Source organism: Fictibacillus marinisediminis (assembly GCF_023149135.1).
GTDB lineage: Bacteria > Bacillota > Bacilli > Bacillales > Fictibacillaceae > Fictibacillus_C > Fictibacillus_C marinisediminis.
In genome coordinates, this window is the sequence record NZ_JAIWJX010000002.1 from 2,159,215 (window position 1) to 2,182,689 (window position 23,475).

Sequence of the window (23,475 nt, forward strand, 5' to 3'; positions counted from 1 at the left end):
CTACTTATGAACCAGCTGTCTTTTATTTTTTTGAATGACCGCTTTTATTGTAAAATAGGAAACTTCTTCCCCAAGTTCTTCCTTCAATGGTTTCAACTTTTCACTTCCAAGATGATCAATAGCGTTTAAGACCATGGCTTCTTGGTCAGCCGGGATAATTCTTTCCCAGTTTAGCGGTATTCCTTCCTCTGCACAACGGAGAAGATGGTTTTCTACTGTTTGCACCGAAAGATTCCGCGTTTTGGCGATATCAGTAATAGGCTGATTTTCTTGAAAGAGTGCGTAAGTATCCAAATGGCTGTCCTTTTTTGGAGAATCTGATGAACTCTCCATTTCCGCTGCAGCAGTTGCTGAAGCAGTGAATTCCTTAAGTGTGTCCAGGAAAATCTGGCCATAACGGTCAAATTTCACTTTTCCGACGCCTTTAATCTCCAGCATTTCTTCTTCATTACCCGGAACTTTTTCGCTCATTTCCTTTAGGGCACTATCCGCAAAAACGACATATGGAGGTACGTTTTCCTGATCTGCCAGTTCCTTACGCAAGTTCCTCAGATGTTCAAAGAGCTCGTTATTTTCAGTAAAGCTGGTAATCGATTTCCGTTTCTCTTTTCGAAAAACCTTTTCTTCTCCCTTTAACACAAACAGTGCTCTGGGTGCCAGCATAAGGACAGGGTACTGGCTATCGGATAACTGAAGGAGGCCTTCCGCTGTCAGATAATCAATAAGCTGCATAATTTCTTTTTGAGGCCGGTTTTTCATTAATCCATACGTCGTTAGAGTGGTAAGCCCCAGCTCTTGTATTCGCTTTGTTTTCGATCCGTTCAGCACTTGTGCGACTGCTGTTTTTCCAAACCGCTGATTCATGCGTTTCACACAGGAGAAAACCATTTGCGCTTGAGTGGTAATGTCCGTTTGCTCACGCTGGTCGGTACAATTTCCGCATTTCCCGCAATCAGCGGATTCCTCATCTCCAAAGTACTCGACAATAAAACCCTGCAGGCATTGTTCAGTATGGCAATAGTCTGTCATAAACTGAAGCTTTTTGTATTCATTTCCTTTCCTTGCTTCATCCATCGTTCCTTGTTCTATTAAAAATTTCTGAAGCTGGACATCCCGTGCGGAGAAGAATAGAATACACTCACTTGGTTCACCGTCTCTGCCCGCACGCCCCGCTTCCTGATAATAGGCTTCAAGATTGCGGGGAAGATTGTAATGAATGACATAGCGGACATTCGTTTTATTGATCCCCATTCCAAAAGCATTTGTAGCTACCATGATTGCCGTATCATCAAAAATAAATTGATTTTGTGATTCCCGTCTTTCCTCTTCGGAAAGGCCGGCATGATATTTTGAAACAGTAAAACCAGTTTTCTTTAAAAAACTATGAAGCTGATCGACTTCATTTCTAGTCGAAGCATATATAATGCCAGAATTTGAACTGTTTTTCTTTACATATCGAAGCAGGTATTCACGTTTAACTTCATCTTTAATAATAGAAAACGTTAAATTATTCCGTGCAAAACCCGTAACAAACGTGTTTTCTGGCTGAATGTCTAACAGCCGGCAGATATCTTTTGTTACTTCCTTGGTGGCTGTAGCCGTCAAGGCGACGATTACAGGCCGCGGATGAAGTGAAGCCAGCATATCTTTGATACGCAAATAACTTGGACGGAAGTCATGGCCCCATTGAGAAATACAATGCGCCTCATCGATGGCGATCATGGATATATTCATTTTTCCTATGAGACGTCTGAATGCCATGGACTCCAGCCGTTCAGGCGCAACATAAATCAACTGATAGGCACCGTTTGCCGCTTGTTGTATCCTGTCCTGAATGTCTTCGTCAGATAGTGAACTATTAATATATGTAGAAGGAATTCCAGCATTCTCAAGGGAATCTACCTGATCCTTCATCAACGAAATAAGGGGAGAGATAACCAGGGTCACTCCATTGAGCAGCATTGCAGGAACCTGATAGCAAATGGATTTTCCTCCCCCTGTAGGCATGATCCCCAATGTATTCTTATGCTGGAAGATGCTCTTGATCACTTGTTCTTGTCCTGGCCGAAATGAAGAATAGCCAAAATGTCTTTCTAAAATTTGTTGAGCTAAATTAAACATACAATCTCCTTTCTGAACAAAAGAAAGAATAGAAAAAAAGGATTTTACAAAGTGCTAAAAAAAACGGAACAATGCTTAATTATACATCAATCCTGAAAAACCTGCTGTAAATAACAAAAGAAAAACAGAGTTCTACTGTATGCTTTCTAAAATAACAATATCAAGTACTTTCCTCTAATGGATAATCTATCAAATATAGTTTTTTGTTAGAAATAGATGAATAAAATAGTATTTTGTAATATTATTGTAATCTCCCTAAAATACTTTTGTTATAAATATTTTATATTATTAATTTATTGGTATCGCAAGAAAATTTTAGGGGGAAAGAGCAACTTGAAAAGATTACTTATGGGGTTGGGAATTGCAGGCATTTTAACTGCAAATCCTTTAGTGGGACAGGCAGCACTGGGAGATCATACGTTAAAATACGGAATGACTCATACAGAAGTAAAAGATTTGCAGCAAACGTTAAAAACGAAGGGTTACTTTACGTACAGCACGACTACAACCTATTTTGGTACATATACAGTGAATGCTGTGAAAAGCTTTCAAAAATCAAAAGGGCTTACTGCTGACGGAGTTGCAGGGCCGGCCACCTTTAAGGCGCTGGGAATCTATCCGTCCTATAGCAAAACTCAACTTGTTTCCACTGCTAAAACTTACTTAGGTGTACCTTATGTGTGGGGTGGTACGACAACTTCAGGCTTTGACTGCAGCGGATATGTCGACTATGTTTTTCAAAAATCGGCGGGAATCACACTGCCAAGAACGGTTGCAGATATTTATAAAGTAGGAACAAAGGTTACTACTCTAAGCGCCGGAGATTTGGTTTTCTTTGAAACTTATCAGACCGGTGCTTCACATGTCGGTATCTATATTGGAAACAACCAGTTTATTTCCGCTACTTCATCAAATGGAGTCAGTATAGCTTCCATGAGTAATACATATTGGGCACCCCGGTATTTAGGGGCAAAACGAATTTAAGGGATAAGCCAGAACAACGTCACTGTTGTTCTGGCTTTTTTTATTTAGCCCTGTTTGTCAATGTTGTTGTTGATTTTTGGTGGGGTGTGATTGAACCGCCTTCTGAAATTTTATTGGAGAAACAGACTTGAGGGCGCTTTTAAGCATCAGTTTGCGGTGTCCAATATGGTAGAAAATCAACAATATGCTTTAACAAAGCCTTTTATTTATATAATTAATCAAAATCCACATGAAAATAGAACAAGAGGGAAATATAGGAAGAAAAGAGGAGGGATTTTTTTATCATGAAAAACAGTAAACTGCCCGATTTTTCAGAATCCTACTGGAAAGATTCCTGCCAAGTACAGGGATATGAAACTTTATCAACCGATTTAGAAGCAGATGCAGTGGTTATAGGAGGAGGAATAACAGGAATCACAACTGCTTATCTTTTGTCGAAGGAAGGGCTGAGAGTAATCCTTCTGGATGGAAGTAAAATATTAAATGGGACAACGGGCCATACAACCGCAAAAATAACGAGCCAGCATGGCGTCATCTATGATGAGTTAATTCAGCATTTTGGAGTAGAACAAACGAGGCTCTATTATGAAGCAAACAACGGTGCTCTGAATTTTATCAGATCCATGATCAACGACCACCAGATTGACTGCGATTTTTCCGAAGAAGACGCCATCATCTATGCAGAATCGGAAACCTATCTTAAACAGGTTCAAAAGGAATATGATGCCTACAAAAAGCTGAACATCAGCAGTGAATACTCTGAGAGCATCGCGTTGGATATGGCTGTGCGAGGAGCCGTTTCGATGAAAAATCAGGCACAATTTCATCCGGTTAAGTATCTGGCCGCACTCACACAGGAGATTACAAAGAACGGCGGCAAAATCTTTGAAAATACCACCGCAGTTGATGTTGAAACTGGAAATCGCCCTCGAGTCGTAACAAAAGACGGTTATAAAATTACCTGCAGACATGCTGTAATTGCTTCTCACTTTCCTTTTTTCGATGGAGCCGGGTTTTATTTTGCAAGAATGCACGCAGAACGTTCATATGCGATTGGTGTTAAGACGGAAAGTGATTATCCAGGCGGGATGTATTTAAGTGCTGACAGTCCGACCCGTTCTTTAAGATACACGAATTACAATGGTGAGAAATTAATCATCGTTGGCGGTGAAAGCCATCAAACAGGACAGGGAATGTGCACAAGCAAGCACTATGAAGCCTTGGAAGCATTCAGTGAAAAGGTGATAGGTGTATCCGAGATCCCTTATCGCTGGTCTGCACAGGACTTAATAACATTAGATAAAATCCCTTACATCGGTCCGATTACCGCCCACCATGAAAATATCCTGGTGGCTACAGGATATCGCAAGTGGGGAATGACGAATGGAACGGCGGCAGGTTTGCTCATAAAAGATCTGATTTTAGAAAAGAAGAATCCGTATGCCGACGTCTTTACACCCTCAAGGTTCAAGGCTTATCCAAGCCTGAAAACAATGGTTACAGAGAATGCCGATGTTGCCAAGCACCTGATCGAAGGCAAACTGGAGATGCCGGATAAAACCCCAGGAGATCTATCACCGGATGAAGGGGCAGCAGTCACGTACAATGGCAAAAGAGCAGGAGCGTACAAAGATAAAGAGGGCAAGCTCTATGTACTCGATACCACCTGCACACATCTCGGATGCGAGGTGGAGTGGAACAACGCCGAACGCTCGTGGGACTGCCCGTGCCATGGATCACGCTTCTCGTTTGAGGGTGAGGTACTTGAAGGCCCGGCGACCGAACCGCTGGAAAAGCTGGATCAATAGACAAAATAAAAAGTGGCTCCTTTTTTTTCGGGAGTCACTTTTTTGCTGCGGCAATTAAAGCTTGAAATATGCTCATCATTTCAGGGGAAGCTGTCAGCTCTTCTGGATGCCACTGAACACCCAGGATAAAATGGTCTTTGTTTCTGCTTTCAATGGCTTCCACGATTCCATCCGGTGCAAATGCACAGGGCAGAAGAGGCGGAGCTGCAGATTTTACGGATTGATGATGAAAGCTGTTGACTTGAAGCGCAGGAGTTCCTGTAAGTTCGTAAAGGGACGAACTCTTCTTGATCGAAACCTCATGGGTGGGAACCTTTCTTGGCGCCTCTTGCTTATGTTTAACCGGCTTTTCAGTTTCAGCAGGAATGTGCTGAATCAGTGTTCCTCCTAAGGCAACATTGATAATGTTCATTCCGCGGCATATGCCTAAGAGCGGCTTTTTATTTTGTTCAGCTAACCTTACAGCTTGGATTTCAAATTCATCCTGCGTCCTGTTTACGATGCCAAGCTCCGGCGTTGGATGCTCCTGATAGAAGAAAGGATCTACATCATCTCCTCCAGGCAGTACAATCCCATCACACTTCAAAATCATTTGTTTTGTTAACCCTTTGTTTACGGATGGCAGCAAAACGGGAAGCCCACCCGCTTGGATAATTGCGTCACTGTATTTACGGTGTAAAATAGAGCTTTGGTTTCCATTATGTTCAGCACTTGATACTGTAATCATGATCATGGGCGAGGCTTTTTTCATAGCATTAATCCTTTCAGGCATTATCTGTGTCTTTCCAGTATGCCCCATTTGATGATTACGTTTACAAATAAGAAGGCAGGGAAAAAGGGATTCCTGAGGCGGCTGTTGCGAAGCTCAATCAAATGGGTCATAATTTTGGCGCAGCAGGGGATGAAATCGGCAATGTTCAAAGTATTTTTATTGATAATAAAGAGCAATCGGTATACCCCTTATCCATCATCCGTAGCAGATAAAAGACGCATGATTGATATCATGCGTCTTTCTTATCGTCTTGCTTATAGAATTGCATTCTCAAACTCTCTTAAATCTTCTATTTCTGCTACTTTAAACCCGCTGTGCTCAATCTTATGCATCAGCTGCTCCACTTCATCTTTTGTTACAGAGCGGTTAAGGGTAATAACGATCCGGCGCACGAATTGCTTCCCCGCATCCTGAGTGAAAACTCCTTCAATATTATATTCATCATTTATAGAAGAAAACAGTTTTTTCAATGATCCTTTCCCTTCTGTAGTGGAGACAGTGAGCGAATATCCCCCTTTTTTTATGCCATAGGAATCTTCAAGAATATCCATCACCTTTGAATGGGTAACGATTCCTTGAAAAAAGCCATTTTGATCAATAACAGCCATGAAAGGAAGTCGCCGGATAGAAAACAAAACTTTAAAATATGGCGTATTCTCATACACATAGCTTTCCTCATCCTGAATCAGCTTGCTCACAGGTTCAGATGTAGAGCCTGCTTCATCAATGATATAATCGGACGTTGTTTCTTTATAGATCAGCCCCCGAAACTTTTCCTCTTTTTCATCAAGAACGGGAATACAGCGGTATCCTGACTGAATGAGCTGTCTTCTGCTCTCGCTGATCGATGTATTCTCTGTGACGTATGTTACTTTCGTTTTTGGTATGTAATTTGATTTAATCTTCATTTTTGACCCCCTATGAATAGAATGCGTTTATCCTTACTAGTTTCGTCATTATTTGCGCCATACCTTTTTTCAAACGTTTGATATACCGAAAATATTATCAAAAAATTATGATTTTTACAATTTCAGCCATTAGACCCAGGAAAATATTACCTTTATTCACTTTATACGTGTCGAATGATTCGTCCTTTTGTTGCAAGGAGTCACACTTTGGTATCCAGAAATAGGTAAGGCAGTTAACCAAAGGAGGATATATCATGAGAAAACCAGCAAAAAAAGCCGTTACGATGACAACAGCTGCCTTGCTTGCAGCAGGTTTGTTTACCGGGTCCGCTGCAGCAGCTGCTCAAGGTAAAGGAACCATCTCTCCGCCGCATGTATTGAAAGGCGGCTACCAACCCATCCAAAAATACAGTCAGACGCCAAAAGCTCCTTTTCAAAGCCTTTCGAAACAAAACAGCCGCTTAAATGTGATGGGCCCTTCCAAACCTAGTTATAAGATGAACGTGTTCTATGACACAGCGAAGCATCAAATTTGCGGGAAGCTTTCTGTAAAGTTTAAAAACAACTTGAAGGAAAACTTAAATGAACTTTATTTCAATCTTTGGGGCAATGCCGACATGTTTGCGGAAAATGGAGGCAGCATGGACGTCAGCAATGTAAAAGTGGATGGAAAACGTGCGGTATATAACGTTGATGGAACTGCGCTGCATATTCCTTCGGTTAAAATTAAAAAGGATAAGTCAGCCTCTGTCAGCATGAATTTTACGGTAAAGGTTCCAGAGCAGCAGGACCGCTTCGGCTGGTTCAAAAATACCGTATCATTAGGAAACTGGTTCCCGATTCTTGCTGTATATGACAAGGAAGGCTGGAATGTGGATCCTTACTTTCATGCCGGTGAGTCCTTTTATTCTTTAACTGGAGACTATGATGTTACGGTGACCACTGACAAAAACCAAGTCATCGCAGCCTCTGGAACAGAGGCAGGGAAACCGCAAACGAATGGAAACCTTGCTGTACACCGCTACAAAGCCCATGATGTCAGAGATTTTGCCATGGAGATGGATCCTACCTACAAGGTCAAAAAAGGGATGGTCAACAACGTAAAAATCAATGTTTACTATACAGCTGAACAAGCGGCCTATGCCGATTCAATGCTGCAATCCGGACTGAAGAGCATCGATCTGTTCAGTGATCATTTTGGGACCTATCCATGGCCTGAGCTTGATATTGTCGGAATGGAAGGCTGGTTCGGCGGAATGGAATACCCTCAGCTCGTCATGATCAGTATTGCAGGACAACGCTCTCAAGAATGGGTGAAATCCGTGACTGCGCATGAGATCGGCCATCAATGGTTCTATGGAATTATTGGAGATAACGAATATGATGAGCCTTGGCTGGATGAATCTTTTGCAACATTTTCCGCGGCTTTATATGATAATGAGTTAAATCAGCTCACCACACCAGCCGTACCAAATAAGAATTACCATCTTTCTTCTCCAGTCTCAACATTTACAGCGGACGGTGATTCAGGGATTAACGCTTACTACCAAATGATCTATGGCTACGGTTCCCGCACACTTAATGATCTCCGTCTAAAAGTAGGGGACAAAGCATTCTACTCTGCAATGAAAGCCTACTTTAAAGAGAAGAAGTTTGGCGTGACGACGACAAAAGATTTCGTCACCATCATGGAAAGAGAAACCGGGAAAGATCTTGGAGAGTTCTTTAAAGATCACCGTGTTTATGTTTCAGATCAAGAATAGAGCAACCTCATTGCAACTAGCCGGCTCGGTATTGAGCCGGCTTTTTCATGGTCTTTTACTACATGATCTAAAACAATGAAATTGGCCGTGTTACAATTGGAGAGAGAAGTTAAAGAGGGAGATGATCTTGTGGAAACTAGCAAAATGCTTAAAGAAGAAACGATTAAACATTACGTAAATAAATACCCTTTATTGAGTAAAGTTTCTGACGGGGAAGAAGTGTTTTGGTGTAATCCGGGATATTCCGATAATCATAGACCGGAAACTGAAACGATCACCTTAGCAGATATTCAGGAAGCTGAAGCGAGGCTTCAACGGTTTGCTCCATATCTTTCAGCAGCTTTTCCTGAAACGCAGGAAACAAACGGAATTATTGAATCACCATTGCTTGAAATACCGGATTTTCAAAAAATAATAACAGATAAAGAAGATTTGATGCATCCGGGGAAGTGGTTATTAAAATGCGACAGCAACCTTCCTATTTCAGGATCGATCAAAGCTAGAGGCGGCATCTATGAAGTGTTGAAGCATGCTGAAGAATTGGCTCTTCAACATCAGTTGATAACGAGGGACGAGAACTATGCAAAGTTTGCGGAAGAACCGTTTACACAGCTCTTTTCCCAATATTCCATTGCTGTAGGCTCTACCGGAAATTTAGGGCTGAGCATAGGAATAATGAGTGCGAAATTAGGTTTTAACGTAACCGTCCACATGTCGGGTGATGCACAAGAATGGAAGAAAATCCTTTTAAGAAGCAAAGGAGTCGAAGTCATCGAATATCATGCGGATTACAGCTTAGCCGTTGAGGAGGGAAGGAAACAGGCCGAACTCGACAAGAGGTGCTATTTTATTGATGACGAGAATTCGACTACTCTTTTCTTAGGTTACGCTGTAGCTGCCCTGCGATTAAAAAAGCAGCTGCAAGAACAAGGAATTCCTGTGGACCAAGATCATCCTTTATTTGTCTACCTCCCTTGCGGAGTAGGCGGAGGTCCAGGGGGAGTGGGGTACGGATTAAAAGTTTTGTTTAAGGAGAATGTCCACTGCTTTTTTGCTGAACCGGTACAATCTCCCTGCATGCTTATAGGGATGTTGACAGGCCTTCATGAAGAGGTATCCGTATTTGACTTTGGCTTAACCAATGATACAGCAGCTGATGGTTTGGCAGTCGGCCGTCCTTCCGGCTTTGTCGGGAAATTCATCGAACCGTATTTAAGCGGTATTTATACGATAACGGACGGAGAACTGTTCAGGCTTCTTCGACATATTTCCGACTCTGAGAAGCAATCTCTCGAGCCCTCCGCCTTAGCCGGTGCAGCTGGACCTACCAGACTTTTAAAGACCAGTGAAGGCACAGGTTATCTCAAGAAACATCACCTGGCGGAAAAAATGGAAAAAGCAACTCATATCATATGGGCAACTGGCGGCAGCATGGTGCCTGATGAAGTAATGTCAAACTACTATCAAATGGGAAGCAGAAGTTAGGTTCATAAAAGACAGGGAGTAAATTTTAGACAGACAGGGAAGAAACGGGATAAAACAACTCCTCTTTTTGAAAGAGTTTGTTCTTTGCTTGCCTATCTCAGTTTCCTGATTTTTTCAATCATTGCCCGAGGTATATTTTCAAAAACAACAAACAAGCCAGCCCGCTAAGAGGCTGGCTTTTCCTTTATCTTCCGGAAATCGGTCTATTCAATCTTTTTACAATCCATTATGATAAACATAAAAACGCTTACAAAAGGGGTTCTTTGGGATTGAAAAAAATAGGTCTTTCCATATTTACAGCCATCTTCTTTTTAAACGCGGGTTATATGCTGTTTTTCGGAAGGGAAACGTTTCAGGTAAAGCCCTCAGCTGCACAAACATCGAAATATCTTTATCATTTTGTCCTGATCTCAGAGGAAATAGATAATGAATATTGGCGGCTTGTAGAAAAAGGAGCAAAAGCAGAAGCGGATAAACGTCATATTCATTTGGACTATATCGGACCCAAGCAGGCAAACAACGAAGAACAGCTTACCTTAATCGATAAAGCCATAGCAGGCAAGGTCGATGGGATAATGACCCAGGGACTATCCAGTGAAAAGTTTAACTACCTCGTCAATAAATCTGTACAAAAAGGAATCCCACTCATAACCGTTGACACCGATGCTCCGGGCAGTGAACGCCAGGTCTATGTAGGTTCTGACAATTACAGGGCCGGCCAGCTTGCAGGAGAAGAATTGGTGAAGAATACACAAGGTAAACAAAATGTAGGAATTGTTACTGGACGGCTTGATGCGTCCAATCAGCAGCTGCGGGTAAAAGGATTTGAAGACGTTCTTGCTAAACATAAAAGAATCCAGGTCACCGGCATTCAAGAATCGAACATCACAAAAAGTGGTGCACTGCAAGCTACCTATGAATTACTCAAGAACGATGCGGATATTACTGCTTTTTTTGGTACGAGTGCTTTGGACGGCATTGGAATCAGCCAGGTCACTTCACAATATCAAAGCAAGAGAAAACCTTACATTATTTCTTTTGATACCTTGCCCGAAACCATGGCGCTTATCAGGAATGAACAAATTAATGCAACAGTCGGCCAGTATCCCTATCAGATGGGAGAAAAGGCTGTCCGAACTCTTCTGTCGCTGAAAATAGGAAAGCTTCCGCCACCGCTTCAATATACAAAAACGGATATCATCAAAAAAACGAAACCAACTTTGTTGTGGAGGGCCTCAAGATGAAAACAATCCGCAGCAAGCTGTTACTCTATTTTTTTGTGTTTGTCATTCTTTTTAACGTAGTTTCCATCTCCATTTTTTTCAGCAGCCGTTCCTTTTTGTTAGAGTATGATTCTCGATTTAAGCAATTTTTGCTCCTCAACGAGATCTCACAGACTTCTGACCAGCTGTACGATAAAGCAAATCAGTATGTGGTTGAACGAAACAAAAAAGTGATTACTGAGTTTCATAGAGTACGGTATCAACTAAACGAAAAGACAGGATTGCTTCAACAGGATCAGAAGGGGTTTGACAATATTCAGCTGAAAACTTATATCCATATGGTCCAAACCTTAATACAAGAATGCGAGTTATCGATCGGATTTGCCATTCAGGATGATATCGATCAGTACTCATTGCATTTAAAGGAAGCGCGGAACACGTCTTCATATCTTCAAGACACAACATTGTCACTGATCGATCTTGAACTGACGGATTATCAATCTTTTTATGCACACCTTGAAAAGAGAAATGAATCATTCAAGTGGTTTACTTTGTTTTTATTTAATACGACCGTGCTTCTTGCCATCTTTTTTGCCCTTTGGTTCTCCAGAGGAATCAACAAACCAGTCCAAATTTTATCGAAAGCTGCATCAGAAGTATCTGCCGGAAAGCTTGATGGGAAGCCCGTACTGATCCAGTCCAACGATGAGCTGAAACTGCTCGGTGAAACCTTCAATCTGATGCGCAAAAACATACGTCAGTACATCTCTGAGATTGAAGAAAAGTCCGAGCTCGATTCCCTGCTTAAAGAACTGGAGCTGAAACACCTTCAGAATCAAATCAATCCTCATTTTTTATTTAACACATTGAATACCATCTCAAGGATGGCTTATTTTGAGCAGGCAGAGGAGACGTCAAAACTCATTCATTCTGTTTCCACGCTCCTTCGATACAGCCTGAATGATATTAATCAATCCGTCCTCTTGCGTGAAGAGGCAAAGGTAGTCATTGAGTATTTTCATATTCAGCAGACGCGGTTTTCCGACCGGATCGCGTTTCACACGAACATTGATGAAGATTGTACGAACATCTTGGTTCCAAGACTGATTCTTCAACCTCTCGTTGAGAATGCGTTTATTCATGGTGTCGAAAGCATGGAGGAGGGGGGAGAGATCTTCTTGGCCATCTATGCAGAAGGTGAAAAAATCATAGCAGAAGTAAAAGATAATGGAGCAGGAATGCCTGCCGGTGCATTAAGGAAACAGACAGGATCAGTTCATGTGGGCCATTCAACAGGCATTGGTCTGGAAAATGTCATGAGACGGATGGCGCTTTTCTATCAATCTGATCACCTTGTAAAGATCAATTCAAGCCCTGGGAATGGTACATCGGTTAGGCTTATATTTCCCCAAAAGGAGGCGGCTTCAGTTGAAAGTAATCATAGCGGATGATGAAAGCCTGGAACGGAAAGCATTACGAAGAATAATCGAAGATCACTTTCCGTATATGACCATTGCAGGGGAAGCTTCCAATGGTAGATTAGCCATTGAAATGGCCAGAAAATACAAACCTGATTTTATGCTGATGGATATTAAAATGCCCGGTTTAAATGGAATTGAAGCCATTCAAGTCATCAAAAAACAGAACCCCGCCATGCAATTTATCATGGTAACTGCCTATGAATCTTTTCAATATGCAAAAGAAGCGATGAAGGAGGGGATAAGAGAGTATTTGTTAAAGCCCAGTACAGCTGAAGAAACCGTCCATGCAATTCAAAGAGTGTGCCAATCCATTTCTGAAGAACAAGATAAGCAAAGCCGCTATTCTGCTACAGCAGAGATTGTTTTAGAAAATATTCTATTAAAGATTCTGCAATATGAGCAGACCGATTCTGTTCTCGAGCAATTAGCTGTTTTATTTCCAAATATGCAGAATTCCTTTATTTCTGTCATTGAATGTGAAAAAAGCATTCCGTCAGAGCAAGTGATTTCTGTGCTTAATAAAAGATCACCATTTCCGTTTATTTCACTTCCTTATGGAAATCAGCTCGTTTTGCTGTTTATGAGCCACAAGAGCAATCCAATAAATGATTCTTTGCAGCTGGCAAAGAGGCTGCAGTCTGAAATCTTTGAGAAATTATGGATGGGAGTGGGCAAAAGCTATACGGATTTGAAAGAAATCAGGCACTCCTATGAGGAAGCGGCTAAGACTGTATATTTCCTGAAAAAACAAAACGGCGGGCGCTTTGCTCATTATTCTGAAGTGGATCCTACAAGAGATCCTGGACCGGATGAGATTGTTGGGGCCATTTTCAGCAACAATCCTTCTGGAGCGAAAAGTATGCTGGGAAAAAAACTGTCATCTTTTCAATTGATGGATTTATACATTTTACTCAGGGAAAGAATGGTTCAGGAAGAAATAGACGTCAGTGATTTGTCCTACCCTGAAAATAGAAATGCTTGGGGAGAATTGATCAGAAACGTTTGCAGGAAAATCAATGAGGACAAGGAGACCTACGATCCGGTTAAGCTCGCAAAGAAATATATCGATGATCACTACCACGAAGCAATTTCCCTGGAACAGGTTGCTGAAATGTCGGGTTTGAGCCCGACCTATTTTACAAAACTGTTTAAAGAAGAAACCGACATGACGTTCATCGAATTTCTTACCGAGGTCCGCCTTCGCAAAGCAATGAAACTGCTAAATCAAAAGCAGTACAGTCTGAAGCAGATCTGTTATATGGTCGGCTATAAAGATCCGAACTATTTCAGCCGCGTGTTTAAGAAGCAGCATCTTCTTTCGCCCAAGCAATATATCCGGCAAAAAGCAGAGCAAGCCAAATCATAAAAAAGTGAAGATAAAGATAAAAAAGTACAGAAAATTGGGAAACAAGAACCTGCAAATCCTTTTTATACTGATAATGTAAGCGGTAACAACGCAAATGAAGGGGGAGGTTCACTTGAAAAAGAACGTATGGATTTATGCTGTACTGACTCTCAGTCTGATCCTGTCAGCATGCAGCAGCCAATCAAGTTCAGGGCAGGCTGACCAAAAGAAAAGCTCAGGCAAGCTGGAGATTTTCAGCTGGTGGACAGGTGCCGGTGAAGAGGACGGATTAAAAGCTCTTATTAAACTATTTAAAGAAAAAAATCCTGAGATCCCAATCGAGAACGCGGCTGTAGCCGGTGGAGCAGGAACGAATGCCAAAGCAGTATTGGCAAGCCGAATGCAGGGGAATGATCCACCTGCTACTTTCCAGGTGCATGGCGGTTCTGAACTGAACGACGGATGGGTCGCAGCAGGGAAGATGGAGCCTTTGAATGATCTGTATGACAAAGAGGGGTGGAATGACAAGTTTCCTAAGCAGCTGATTGACATGGTCAGCAAAGACGGAAAAATTTACTCTGTACCAGTAGATATCCACCGCGGAAACGTTCTCTGGTACAACAAGAAAATCTTCACTGAAAATAACCTTCAGGCTCCAAAAACGTTTGATGAATTTTTCAAAGTAGCTGACCAGTTAAAGAAAAAAGGAATAACACCTCTTGCCTTGGGGGATAAAGAGCCTTGGACAGCCACTATGATTTTTGAAAACGTCCTTCTTGGAACATTGGGAAATGAGGACTATCAGAAATTGTGGAAAGGCGAAATGAAGTTTGATGACCCAAAAGTGAAGAAGGCGGCAGAAACGTATAAAAAAATGCTTTCTTACATTAATTCAGATCATAGTTCAAGAAACTGGCAGGATGCTTCTCAGATGGTCGCCAAGGGCGATGCAGCAATGAACATCATGGGAGACTGGGCCAAAGGGTATTTTGTGAATGATCTTAAGCTTAAAGTAAACGAAGACTTCGGGTGGGTGCCGACACCTGGCACAGAAAATCAGTTTATGATCATCACTGATACGTTTGGGCTTCCTAAAGGCGTGAAGAATGCAAAGGATGTAAAGCAGTTCTTATCTGTTTTAGGCTCAGTTGAAGGCCAGGATGCCTTTAATCCATTAAAAGGTTCAATACCAGCAAGAACAGACGCGGATGTCTCCAAGTATGATGAATACGGAAAACAGACGATTAAAGAATTTAAAGAGGCGAAGCTGGCTGCTAGTCTGGCACATGGTTCAGCCGCTCCTGAAGGATTTGTTACAAAAGCGAACCAGGCGGTCAACATTTTTGTTACGCAAAAGAATGTGGACCAGCTAATCGATTCTTTAAACCAAGCAAGCAGTGAACTGAAAAAGTAAGGATTGAGAAAAAGAGGAGGAGGACATCTCTTCCTCTTTTCTTACTATCAACTAAAATTAAGGAGGAACGGTTGAATGGAACCAAAAATATTGCCTCCACTTCAATCAGGCTCTTCATTAGCCGTTTCAGCAAAGAAACGGAGAAAACGAAATGCAGATCACCTGTTGTCTTTTGTTTTTATACTCCCATCCATTTTAGCAGTAGGAGTGTTTGTCTACGGATTCATCGCATGGTCGGGCTATGTTTCTTTATCCAACTGGAACTCGCTTGTTCCCGATCTGTCATTTGCAGGGTTCAAAAATTATATTTTCCTGTTTAAAGACTTTCGATTTCAAGCTGATTTGAGGAATACTCTATTCTTTACGGTATTTTTTATTCTTTCCGTTCTAGTGATGGGATTGTTGCTTGCGGTATTTCTTGATCAAAAGATACGGGGGGAAGGGCTTTTCCGAAATATTTTCTTTTTTCCTATGGCCCTCTCTTTTGTTGTTACGGGTGTCATCTGGCAGTGGCTGTTAAATCCGGCAACAGGTGTGAATCTCTTTTTGAAAAAACTCGGCATGGATTCCCTTTGGTATACTTCAGTAAAAATTGTTCCTGGAGTGGAATGGGGTAAAATTCAGTTTGGGGTTCCTGTAGCTGTCGTCGCAGTGGTTATTGCCGCAGCCTGGCAGATGACCGGTTTTTCGGTTGCTATGTATTTAGCAGGATTGAGAGCCATCCCGGAAGAAATCAGAGAGGCTGCACGAATGGATGGGGCTTCCGAATTTCAGATCTACCGTAAAATCATTTTTCCAATTGTTGCTCCGATTACCGTGAGTGTGATCATCATCATGGCTCATATTTCGTTAAAAATTTTTGATTTAATTTACGCCATGACCGGGCCCGGTGCCAACTTTGTTACCGATGTTCCAGGTGTCTATATGTTTGAGACGACGTTCAGGGGCAACTATTATGCTAACGGTGCAGCCATTTCCATCATCATGCTTGTGACCGTTGCAATCTTTATCGTGCCTTATCTTATTTCAAGCAGAAAGGGTGAATCGTGATGGCTGTCCGCTCAGTTTATCGGTCCCTGCTCTATGCATTGCTGATCATCATGAGTCTTTTCTATCTTATGCCCGTCTATGTCATGCTGATTACGAGCTTAAAATCGCTTGATCAGATTACGCTGTCCCAAATGTGGGAGCTTCCGCATTCGCTTGATTTCAGCAGTTATCAGCAGGCGTTTGAAAGACTTTCTCCCAATTTTATGAATAGTATTTATCTCGTGGTTCCGGCCACTCTTTTGTCCGCACTTTTAGGATCGTTAAATGGATACGTGCTTTCCAAGTGGAAGTTTAAAGGAGCTGACTGGATTTTCACCGCCATTTTATTCGGGATGTTTATCCCCTATCAGAGCATATTGATTCCTCTTATTCAATTTTTGCGAGAAGTCGGCCTTTATAACACCATCCCGGGTCTGATCTTTGTGCATGTCGTTTACGGTATCCCGATTACAACTCTCATGTTCAGAAATTTTTACGCCAGTATACCGGAGGAAATGATAGAATCAGCTAAGATTGATGGTGCTGGCATTTTTAAAATTTATCGGCATATCATTGTTCCGCTCTCCATTACTGGCTTTGTTGTGGTAGGAATCTGGCAGTTCACCAATATATGGAACGAGTTCCTGTTCGCTGTTACCATAACAACTTCCTCACAGCAGCCCATCATGGTAGCCCTTCAAAATCTTTCAGGGAGCCAGATTGTCCAGTGGAATGTTCAGATGGCCGGAGCCTTATTGGCCGCGTTGCCTACGCTGCTTGTCTATATTTTTCTTGGTAAGTTTTTTGTAAAAGGCCTCTTGGCAGGTTCTGTTAAAGGATAATAAAGAAAGGACAGTCTGATTCTTCCGGGAGCAGGCTGTTTTTTAATGCTAATATTTTTAAACTATTCCCACTTTTCTATATACTAAGGGTGGAGACATTCAAGGAGGTTATCATGGATCAAAAAATATCGGAAGACCGCATTCACCAAACGTTTAAGAAGGAAATTTTTGAGATCTTCGAAAATGAACCGTACGCGAAATTTTTAGGCATTAAGTTAACCGACATAGGAGCCGGATCAGCAGCAGCTGAAGTAGATGTTCAGCCTCACATGTTAAATTCCCATGGTACTGCACATGGAGCTGTCATTTTTGCATTGGCTGATTTCGTGTTTGCTGCAGCGTGCAATTCATATGGCAAAACATCAGTCGGGCTTTCTACTACGGTGAATTTTATGGCAGCAGGCAAAGCAGGCAGTAAACTGAAAGCGGTTGCGGTGGAAGAAAAGAAAAATTACAGAACATCCTGGTATAACATCAGAGTGGAAAGTGAAGGAGAGCTCATTGCTTCAATGGAAGCTCTAGCTTACAGGAAGAATAACTATTTTGTTCCAGTGGAAGATATGGATAAGCCAATACCAGAATCCTTTTAAATAATGAAGTTACTTTTCTTTAAAGGAAGGGAATGTACCAGCGAAAAGGTTATGAGGAGGTATAAAGATGAGAATGGAAACCACGGAAAAGGAAAATATGCTTAAGAGCTATCAAACGGTTCGGACTTTTAGTGAACAGCTGGTTCAGCCGTTGAATCTGGAGGATTTTATCATTCAATCGATGGAAGATACGAGTCCTCCTAAATGGCATTTGGCCCATACCACTTGGTTTTATGAAAAATTCATTTTAAAAGAGTTCGCCGAGGATTATCAGGGGTTTAATGTTCAATTTGATTATTTATTTAACTCTTATTATGAAACTGTGGGGCCTTTTCATCCAAGAATCCAAAGAGGTCTGATTACACGGCCCTCAGTTGAAGAGGTTTTTGAATACCGCCGTTATGTAGATTTACATATGGCCGATCTTCTTGAATCGGATAAACCTGAAGAAAAGAAGGAAGAACTGGTTAGAGTTCTGAAAATCGGTTTGCACCACGAGCAGCAGCATCAGGAACTCCTGTTGACTGATATTAAGCATAATTTAGCTCAAAATCCATTTTTGCCGTCTTACCAAGAGCAAGAGAAGAAAAATATACCTGCAGCTGGTTCTCCTTCTTTTGTTGCTGTAGAAGGCGGCCTCATTGAGATCGGCCACAGTGGTGAAGGGTTTTGCTTTGACAATGAAACACCTCTTCACAAGGTATGGCTTGATTCTTATAAACTCTCCTCACATCTTGTGACCAATAGGGATTATTTGGCTTTCATTAATGATGAGGGCTACAAAAAACCGCAATTCTGGCTGTCAGATGGATGGAATACGGTATGTAAGTATCAATGGGAGTCCCCGCTTTATTGGTTTAAGCGAGAAGATGAGTGGCATGTTTATACACTTGGAGGAGTGAAGAAACTCGACCCGGATGAACCTGTATGCCATGTCAGCTTTTATGAAGCGGATGCTTATGCCAGATGGGCAGGAAAACGGCTTCCCACAGAACAGGAATGGGAGCATGCGCTGGCCTCCCAAAAAATTGAGGGCAACTTTGCAGAAAATGAAAATTACCATCCGTTACCTTGCGGATTAAATAAAAGCGGTCCTTTCTATCAGGCATTCGGTGATGTATGGGAGTGGACAAAAAGCCCCTATGTTTCTTATCCGGGGAACAAACCCTACGAGGGAGCACTTGGTGAATACAACGCTAAATTTATGTGTAACCAGATGGTACTCAGGGGGGGATCCTGTGCTACCTCATCCTCTCATTTCCGTCCTTCTTACCGGAATTTCTTTCAGCCGGAGAAAAGGTGGCAATTCAGCGGTATTCGTCTGGCTGAAGATGTAAGGTAGGAATAATGCTTTAAGCATGTTTTCTTATTTTGTTCTCCTCCCAACAAATAAACCTCACTTCTATGCTTTGCCTTAAATTAGGTTAAACTAAATATCAAGTAAAGAGAAATCATGAATCAGGTTTTAACCTTGGCGGTGCAATGAAAGAATGGAACAACACATCTTTTTGGAAGAGATCGGGGGAGACTATGGCAGCGTTATATGACTGCATTATTATTGGCGGAGGGATTGCAGGCCTGCAAGCAGGGATACAGCTGGGCCGATATAAACACAAAACGCTTATCCTTGATTCCAACAACGGAAGATCCAACTTGTGCAAAAATTATCGGAATATATTGGGGTGGCCAGAAGGAGTCAGCGGTGAAACCTTAAGACAAAATGGAAGAAAACAGGCTGAACGAGTGGGTGTTGTTTTCAAGGAGCAACTTGCCTTGTCGATGGATAAGAATGCCGGAGTTTATCTAATCACAACGGATCAGAAGGAACAACTGGAAACGAAAACAGTACTAATTGCTACCGGGGTCATGGATAGGCTTCCCCCTGATATCGCAAATTTGAAAAAGTGTCTTGGGGAAACGATGTTTATCTGCCCGGACTGTGATGGTTATGAGGTTGAAGATAAAAAGCTGATTGTGGTTGGTTCAGGACAGGCAGGGGCTGGAATGGCGATCACCCTCAATTATTGGACAAAGGACATCACATTTATAAACCATGAACAAAAGGAATTGGACGAATCAACATTGCAGGATTTAAAGGACTTGGGAATTCAGCATATCTTTAAACCCATCAAGGAAATATTAGTGAAGGACGATTCCATTTTTGAAGGTGTTCGATTTGAAGATGGAGAAAAAATAGAAGGCGAGCGTGGTTTTGTTGCCTTTGGAGGCAATAGAGTACATTCTGAACTCGCTGAAAAGCTTGGGGTTCAGTTGGAGAAGAAGCATATTGTTGTTAATGCAAGAACGAAAGAAACTAATATTGAAAATGTATGGGCCGCCGGCGATGTTGTCGCTCATTCCGAGCAGGTCACCATCGCCATGGGAGATGGTGTGCAGGCAGCCATTTGGATTCATAAAAGACTTCGTTCTTTTGAGCATTAGAATAGGAGGAACTCAGTACGGATGAAAGCATTCAATGAAAAAATAGATCGAATGAACACTCACTCTGTAAAGTGGGATCACACGAAAGAGATTTTCGGGAAGGAAGATCTTTTGCCAATGTGGGTGGCGGACATGGACTTTAAAGCTCCCCATGCAGTCATTGATGCCATGAAAAAAAGAATCGATCACGGGATTTTTGGCTATTCCATGGCCACAAAAGAGACGAAGCAAATTGTCATGGATTGGTTAAAGAGCAGGCATACCTGGGAAATTCAAAGTGATTGGATCGTCTTTACACCAGGGGTCGTTCCTGCTCTTTCCGCAGCGATCCACACCTATACTGAAACGAATGATGGGGTGCTGATTCAAAGCCCCGTGTATTATCCATTTGGGGACATGGTGAAAAAGAACAATAGAAAACTTATCAGCAATTCTTTGCGCTATAACGGTGAAACATATGAAATGGACTTTGAAGACCTTGAGTTACAGTTCCGGACGAAAAATATTAAATTGATGCTCCTTTGCAACCCTCACAATCCTGTGGGCAGAGTATGGACCAAAGAGGAACTTGGAAAATTGGCAAAACTCTGCATTCAATATGATGTATTGGTGTTTTCAGATGACATTCATTTTGATTTGATCTATAAGAAGTACAGGCATACGATCTTGTCCTCTTTGTCCCCGGAAATTGAGGAGAGGACAATCACCGGAATTGCTCCAAGCAAGACATTTAATCTTGCAGGACTTCAATTTTCTACGATTATTATTCCGAATAAAACACTAAGGGACAAATTTAGTGATTATTTAGCAACAATTGGTTTTTTTTCCCCAGGATCATTGGGGATCATTGCTGCGGAAGCTGCTTATCAGAATGGGGAAGAATGGCTTGATGGCTTAATGGAATACCTGGAAAGCAACCTGGACTACTTGAAAAATTTTATAAAAGAGAAACTTCCCCAAATTAAAGTGATTGAACCCGAAGGAACCTACTTAGTTTGGCTGGACTGCTCCAATCTAAACATGGATCATAAAAGGTTGGAGAGCTTTATCCAAGATGAAGCAAAATTGGCATTTGATGAAGGTTATATCTTCGGGAAAGAAGGAGAAGGCTTTGAACGGATCAATATTGCCTGTCCTCTTGAAACCTTGAAAGAAGGACTAACAAGATTAGAGAAAGCGATAAATAAACAAAATGTTGTTTGATGAAACTGCCCTGAATCTGATTCAGGGTTTTTTTAATTCGAAAGCTCTGTTAGTCCATGAAGTTTTTTGGTGGGGTGTGATAGACTTGAGGGCCTCTTTCTAGCATCAGTATGCGATGCCCTTTAAGATTGAAAATCAACAATATCCTTTAATAAAGCCTATTGGAAAGAATTACTGTGCTAAATCAGTTGAAAACTTAAGGAATCCTTAGTAAAATGGCAAACTGTGTGAAGCGAATCGATCAAAGAGAAGGGAGGAAGTCAGGATGCATAACGTAATGGAAAGAGAAACAGCTTCGGTTGAACAAGCGCGAAACAGTCTGGAATTTCAAGTGCTTCGAATGCAGAATGATTTAAAAGAAATAGCTAAAAAGTGGGATGTCCTTGGGGTCGAACAGACAAAAGACGACCATCTGACCATTGTGTACAAATTGGAAAATAAACATCAGTGTAAAATTATGCTGAATGACTGCTCCACTTCTTTTCAAGGAATTTGGGATTTTTCCATTGATGCCATTTATGACAGCAATGATAGTATCTTTATCGGAGACATTAGGGGACCCGCCAACATGGGTTATGGCTCCATTTGTATACAATATTTGAAGGAACTGGCGAAGGACCAAAACATCCCTTATATAAAAGGGGACATTGCTCCAAGAGACTGGGACCACGTAAATCGGCTAGTCCATTTTTATGAAAAGCACCATTTTTCAGTTCAATTGGATAACGAAAGCAAATCTGGCAGTATCGTTTGGAATGGCTAAAATAATTTCCTTTTGAAAGTTAGAAAGCAACGTTTATAAACCTTCCTCCCGGGTATTTAAACACCCAAAAGCTTTAAAAGGAGGAATCTATATGGGCAAGAATGTCCTGGGCGTTTTTAATTATGATGAGGAAGCAGTCATTGCTGTACAGCAGTTGAAGTCAGAAGGTTATCATATTGATGAAATCTCATTTGTCATCAACCATGATGGATTCAAAGATACACTTGAAACGAGGACGGGAGCTGCGGTTGATATCATTAATCAAGAAGAAACAATATTCCAGAAAATTAAAAATATTTTCTCACATGATCCGTATACAAATAACTTTGAAGAAAAACTGGCTGGGTTAGGCCTCCCGGAAAACAAAGCCATAATCTATGCATCTGAACTAGAAGCAGGGAAAATATTAATGCTGGTAGGCTCAGATTATCAATTTGATGCGAAGGGCGAAAAGACTCTAGCAGAGTCCGAAACCTTTGGGCATGACAAAACACCTCATTTATAGCGAAACAGAAACCAGTTCCATACCTGCGAGGAACTGGTTTCATTTGATTGTAAATATTTGTTTATATGGTATATTATGTTTATAAGTTTATTAACAAAATGTTATACACGACATTCACCGAGGAAGAAATTTAGTTCCTCGCTCTTTTACTATCCAGACTGCTATTGCTGAGTTTTCCTTAGGGGGAGGACTAGGAGGTGCAAGATATTAACGACTATCGCCTTAATAAAAATACGTATTTCATGCGCAACCTGGATGAAATCATTCAAGTTGATCTGGAGTACAATCCTCAAAAGAATTCAATCATGCTGCATTAAAACTATGGGGAGGTTTTTTCAAAATGAGTATACCCATCCTAAAAGTCAATGATTCATTGCTCGTCTCCATTCAAGAAGATTTGGACGATCAGTCAGCTATGCAGCTTCAGGAAGATATTCTAAAAAATATTCAATCTACCAATGCTACAGGTATTGTAATGGATCTCTCTTTGGTCAATCTAGTGGATTCCTTTATCGCCAAAATACTAGTTGATATTGTCAACATGTCAGATCTGATGGGAGCCAGGGTCATTGTAACGGGTGTTCAGCCTCTGGTTGCCATTACACTGAATGAGATGGGAATTTCCATGAAAAATATATCAACCGCCATTGATGTAGAAAAAGGTTTAGAATCATTAAAAGAATATAACGGAAGAATCCAAAAATTAAAAACATAAATCCTAGTTTGAAAAGCATGCAGAACCGTACGGTTCTGCATGCTTTTTTTAGTTAAAGTTTAAAGATTTACGGTAAGGGTAG

20 protein-coding genes are annotated in these 23,475 nt (G+C 41.4%); 17 read left to right on the plus strand and 3 right to left on the minus strand.

Annotated elements, in window-relative coordinates; genetic code table 11:
* Positions 1-2,121 carry a DNA helicase RecQ gene (gene recQ, locus LCY76_RS11610; protein WP_248252768.1) on the minus strand — a complete coding sequence of 707 codons (2,121 nt, stop codon included), beginning with the start codon at positions 2,119-2,121 and terminating at the stop codon, positions 1-3.
* A 333-nt stretch (positions 2,122-2,454) separates the two neighbouring features.
* On the opposite strand from recQ, the gene LCY76_RS11615 reads away from it, so the two are divergent.
* On the plus strand, positions 2,455-3,105 hold the full coding sequence (locus tag LCY76_RS11615; RefSeq protein ID WP_248252769.1) for a C40 family peptidase: 651 nt from the start codon (positions 2,455-2,457) through the stop codon (positions 3,103-3,105).
* Between the two features lie 284 nt (positions 3,106-3,389).
* Positions 3,390-4,913 (plus strand): FAD-dependent oxidoreductase, encoded by a 1,524-nt coding sequence (locus LCY76_RS11620; RefSeq protein ID WP_248252770.1) that lies wholly within the window; start codon positions 3,390-3,392, stop codon positions 4,911-4,913.
* 34 nt (positions 4,914-4,947) lie between these two features.
* Here LCY76_RS11620 and LCY76_RS11625 read toward each other — a convergent pair whose 3' ends face one another.
* Positions 4,948-5,664 (minus strand): gamma-glutamyl-gamma-aminobutyrate hydrolase family protein, encoded by a 717-nt coding sequence (locus LCY76_RS11625; RefSeq protein WP_248252771.1) that lies wholly within the window; start codon positions 5,662-5,664, stop codon positions 4,948-4,950.
* A 275-nt stretch (positions 5,665-5,939) separates the two neighbouring features.
* A complete protein-coding gene (cbpA, locus tag LCY76_RS11630) occupies positions 5,940-6,593 on the minus strand; it encodes a cyclic di-AMP binding protein CbpA (protein ID WP_248252772.1) in 654 nt (217 codons plus the stop codon).
* A 254-nt stretch (positions 6,594-6,847) separates the two neighbouring features.
* On the opposite strand from cbpA, the gene LCY76_RS11635 reads away from it, so the two are divergent.
* The 15 genes from LCY76_RS11635 (at position 6,848) to LCY76_RS11705 (ending at position 23,393) form a co-directional block, all read left to right on the plus strand.
* A complete protein-coding gene (locus LCY76_RS11635; RefSeq protein ID WP_248252773.1) occupies positions 6,848-8,356 on the plus strand; it encodes a M1 family metallopeptidase in 1,509 nt (502 codons plus the stop codon).
* A gap of 144 nt (positions 8,357-8,500) precedes the next feature.
* On the plus strand, positions 8,501-9,841 hold the full coding sequence (gene dsdA, locus LCY76_RS11640) for a D-serine ammonia-lyase (RefSeq protein WP_248254657.1): 1,341 nt from the start codon (positions 8,501-8,503) through the stop codon (positions 9,839-9,841).
* Positions 9,842-10,110: 269 nt separating this feature from the next.
* The gene (locus LCY76_RS11645) at positions 10,111-11,085 is read left to right on the plus strand and encodes a sugar-binding protein (protein ID WP_248252774.1); all 975 of its coding nucleotides are present in this window, start codon (positions 10,111-10,113) and stop codon (positions 11,083-11,085) included.
* Positions 11,082-12,515: a sensor histidine kinase gene (locus LCY76_RS11650; RefSeq protein WP_248252775.1), complete on the plus strand. Its 1,434-nt coding sequence runs from the start codon at positions 11,082-11,084 to the stop codon at positions 12,513-12,515. The genes LCY76_RS11645 and LCY76_RS11650 overlap by 4 nt, the downstream gene beginning before the upstream one ends.
* Entirely contained in the window at positions 12,493-13,911 is a 1,419-nt protein-coding gene (locus tag LCY76_RS11655; RefSeq protein WP_248252776.1) for a response regulator, read from the plus strand. The genes LCY76_RS11650 and LCY76_RS11655 overlap by 23 nt, the downstream gene beginning before the upstream one ends.
* A 112-nt stretch (positions 13,912-14,023) precedes the next feature.
* Positions 14,024-15,304: an ABC transporter substrate-binding protein gene (locus LCY76_RS11660; RefSeq protein ID WP_248252777.1), complete on the plus strand. Its 1,281-nt coding sequence runs from the start codon at positions 14,024-14,026 to the stop codon at positions 15,302-15,304.
* Between the two features lie 75 nt (positions 15,305-15,379).
* Positions 15,380-16,354, plus strand: a complete 975-nt coding sequence (locus tag LCY76_RS11665; RefSeq protein ID WP_248252778.1) for a carbohydrate ABC transporter permease — start codon at positions 15,380-15,382, stop codon at positions 16,352-16,354.
* Positions 16,354-17,175 carry a carbohydrate ABC transporter permease gene (locus LCY76_RS11670; RefSeq protein WP_248252779.1) on the plus strand — a complete coding sequence of 274 codons (822 nt, stop codon included), beginning with the start codon at positions 16,354-16,356 and terminating at the stop codon, positions 17,173-17,175. Before LCY76_RS11665 ends, LCY76_RS11670 begins: the two co-directional genes overlap by 1 nt.
* Before the next feature lie 113 nt (positions 17,176-17,288).
* Positions 17,289-17,765 carry a hotdog fold thioesterase gene (locus tag LCY76_RS11675; RefSeq protein ID WP_248252780.1) on the plus strand — a complete coding sequence of 159 codons (477 nt, stop codon included), beginning with the start codon at positions 17,289-17,291 and terminating at the stop codon, positions 17,763-17,765.
* A gap of 67 nt (positions 17,766-17,832) precedes the next feature.
* Positions 17,833-19,107 (plus strand): ergothioneine biosynthesis protein EgtB, encoded by a 1,275-nt coding sequence (gene egtB / locus LCY76_RS11680; protein ID WP_336606253.1) that lies wholly within the window; start codon positions 17,833-17,835, stop codon positions 19,105-19,107.
* A 188-nt stretch (positions 19,108-19,295) separates the two neighbouring features.
* On the plus strand, positions 19,296-20,207 hold the full coding sequence (locus LCY76_RS11685; protein ID WP_248252781.1) for an NAD(P)/FAD-dependent oxidoreductase: 912 nt from the start codon (positions 19,296-19,298) through the stop codon (positions 20,205-20,207).
* Between the two features lie 21 nt (positions 20,208-20,228).
* Complete coding sequence (locus LCY76_RS11690) at positions 20,229-21,410, plus strand: MalY/PatB family protein (RefSeq protein ID WP_248252782.1); 1,182 nt, start codon at positions 20,229-20,231, stop codon at positions 21,408-21,410.
* 265 nt (positions 21,411-21,675) lie between these two features.
* A complete protein-coding gene (locus LCY76_RS11695; RefSeq protein WP_248252783.1) occupies positions 21,676-22,173 on the plus strand; it encodes a hypothetical protein in 498 nt (165 codons plus the stop codon).
* 91 nt (positions 22,174-22,264) lie between these two features.
* Positions 22,265-22,678: a YflT domain-containing protein gene (locus LCY76_RS11700; protein WP_248252784.1), complete on the plus strand. Its 414-nt coding sequence runs from the start codon at positions 22,265-22,267 to the stop codon at positions 22,676-22,678.
* 340 nt (positions 22,679-23,018) lie between these two features.
* Positions 23,019-23,393 (plus strand): STAS domain-containing protein, encoded by a 375-nt coding sequence (locus LCY76_RS11705; protein ID WP_248252785.1) that lies wholly within the window; start codon positions 23,019-23,021, stop codon positions 23,391-23,393.
* The last annotated feature ends 82 nt before the right edge of the window (positions 23,394-23,475 follow it).